Genomic DNA, 2566 nt, shown 5'->3' with positions numbered 1-2566 from the left:
AAGTCGTCGGGAGCGTCAGATGTGTCTAAGAGACGGGCGGTGGGGTCGGCGGGTGGGGCCGCCTGGCTGGCGGCGACCTCGGCGGCGATGGCCAGCGCCTCCACCATCTGCTGCTGCGTCTGGTCCAGCTTCTGGCCGAGCTGCTCGGCCGCGGTGATCTGCTGCTCTAGCGCGGCGCAGAGCGGCGCCACCTCGGCGCGCGGGTCGCGCTCGCCGCTGATGCGGATCATCGCCTGCAGCCGGACGGCATGGGTCTCCAGCTGGCCGGTGATGGCGGCGTAGCGGTCGGTGGTCTCGGTCAGGTAGCGGGCGGCATCGCCCAGCGTCGCCTCGTTGCGGGCGAGCCCGGCCAGGCTCTGCGCCAGCCCGGCCAGGGCGCCTTCCAGCGGCGCCGGCATCGTCGCCACGCCGACGGCCGGCGGCGGGACGGGCGGCGCGGTCGCGACCTGCGCCGTGACCTCCTCCAGCCAGTCGATGGCAAGGCCGGCGCGCTGCAGCCGGTTGGCCTCGGCGCCGATCCGGGTCGCCGCCGCGGTCAGGCCGGGCAGGGCGGCGCCGGCTGTGGTCAGCTGCCGGGCGCAATCCTCGATGCGCGACAGCGCCTCGGCCGGGATGGCGCTTTCCAGCCGGGACAGCACTGTCTCCATCCGCTGCGGCAGCGCCGATTGCGCCGCCTCGGCGCGCTCGACCAGGGCGGCCAGCCCGGCGATGGCCGGCGCCAGCTGGCGTTCCAGCGCCGGAGCCTGGGCGGCATTCTCCAGGCTGGCCTTCAGCTGCTTCTCGACGCCGCGCGCCAGGCTGGACAGCTGGGCGCCGGTGGTCACCGCGCGGCTCAGCGCCTGGCTGGCCTGCTGCGCCTGGCGCCGTTCCTCCTGCAGCAGGGCGCGGATCGCCTGCGGCAGGTCCTGGCCGGCCAGAGCGGTGCCGGCTTCCTCCACCACGCGGCGCATCGCCAGCGCCCCGCCGGCCAGGGCCAGCACCGCCGAGGCCAGGCTGCCGCCCAGCAGCAGCGCCTGGCCGGCGGCCTCGCCCGGCACCAGCAGGGCCAGCGGCGCGGCCACCAGGCAGAACAGGCCGAGCAGCCAGGGCCAGCCCATCAGCCCGAGGAAGGCCAGCGGGGTCGGCGGCAGCGGCATCTCGGCGAGGCCAGCTTCGGCAGGGGTCATCTCGGTCTCGGGCGGGGGCGGGAAGGGCGCGCGGTCAGGCAGCATGATGGTCCCGGGGGCTGCCACAGGGGATGAGCCGGCGGCGGGCGCGTGGCAGCAGCGTCTCCAGCTCGGCGCCGGGGAACAGCGCGGCCAGGCCGCGATCGGGGACCGGCGGCGGCGGGGCCGGGCGGCCGCAGCGGCGCAGCGCCGCCAGCTCCACCCGCTCGGGCAGGCCGAGCAGCGCCCAGGCGGCGCGCAAGGCCTGCTCCTCGGCCTCGGCCACCTGCCAGGCGTGGAAATGCACCGGCGGCATCGGGCCCTGCAGGTCGGCCATGGCGCCGCGGGCGATCGCCGGCGCCAGGCCGCGCAGCACCGCCTCGATCGCCGCCTCGCCGTCGCGCGGCACCAGCAGCAGGTAGCGCAGCGCCAGGGGCTCAGCGCCCTGCCGCTGCAGCCGGCGGACGGCCGGGGCGAGGGCCGCCTCCAGCACGGCGGCGCGATAGGCGAGCTCGTCGCGCAGCGCGGCCTCCTCGGCGGCGGCAAGGCCGGCCGGGCCTGGCAGCGCCCCATCGCCCGCGGCATCCTCGGTGGCATGGGCGATCATGGCGTGGCGCAGCGCCATCAGCCGTTCCCGCGGCCAGCGCAGCGTCAGCTGCCATTGATGCGTGCCGGCATCCTCGGCGAGCGCGATCTGCAGCCGGGGGGCGGCGGCGGCCAGCAGCGCCGGCAGCTCCGCCGCCGGGCACAGCGCCGCGGCGGGCGAGGCGGGCAGGAAGGGGCCGGCGAGGCAGGCGGCCTCCAGCCGGCGCTGCACCAGCTGCAGGGCGCGCAGCCGGGTGGCCTCGGCCTGGCGCTCGCTGCGCGGGCCGGGCGGCTCGGATTGCGCGAAGGCGATGCAATCACCCTCCGGAAAGCGGCCGATGGCCGGGCCGGGGATGCGCGCCAGCGCGCTGCCCACCGCCTCGGCCGCGGCGCGGGGGGCGATGCCGAGCAGCCGCAGCAGCCCGCCCATCACGCGGCGGCCTCCGGATCCGGCTGGCGCGGCGCCAGATGCGCCTGCAGCAGGCCATGCGCGCAATGCCAGCGCAGGCTGGCCGGGTCGGCCTCGGGCGGCACCGGCAGGCGCACGGCATAGGCGCAGGCGCCGGCGGCTGCGACCATCAGCGCGCCATGCGACAGCCAGAGCGCGACGCTCTCCGGCGCGACCCCCGGCAGCTCGATGCGCAGCTGCCAGCCGGCCGGGCCGGCCTCGACCTGGCTGCGCGGGCGGCGCGGGGAGGGGGCCTTGTCGGCAGCACCTGGGCGGGTGAGCACCTGGCGGATGGCCTGGCGCATGGCCTCGACGGTGGCCGCCCCGGGTTCATCGGAGGCGGGCTCGGCCGGTGCCAGGCGCTGCGACAGGCCGGGGCGGCCACCGT

General features: G+C 78.0%; 2 protein-coding genes. Both read right to left on the bottom strand.

Features of this window, described 5'->3' with window-relative positions; translation table 11 throughout:
- Positions 1-1200: 1200 nt before the first annotated feature.
- Positions 1201-2160 carry a GvpL/GvpF family gas vesicle protein gene (locus tag GVN67_RS28670; protein ID WP_160000708.1) on the bottom strand — a complete coding sequence of 320 codons (960 nt, stop codon included), beginning with the start codon at positions 2158-2160 and terminating at the stop codon, positions 1201-1203.
- A partial coding sequence (locus GVN67_RS28665; protein WP_200845441.1) for a hypothetical protein occupies positions 2160-2566 on the bottom strand: 407 nt, incomplete at its 5' end. The genes GVN67_RS28665 and GVN67_RS28670, both read right to left, overlap by 1 nt.

Source organism: Roseomonas sp. 18066 (genome assembly GCF_902706185.1).
Lineage (GTDB): Bacteria > Pseudomonadota > Alphaproteobacteria > Acetobacterales > Acetobacteraceae > Pseudoroseomonas.
Note: the sequence above shows the minus strand (reverse complement) of the source record. Positions and strands in the feature narration are given on the sequence as shown.

Coding starts and splice junctions, on each gene's coding strand:
- GVN67_RS28670 (WP_160000708.1), bottom strand. CDS start 2,160: ATGGGCGGGCTGCTGCGGCTGCTCGGCATCGCCCCCCGCGCCGCGGCC.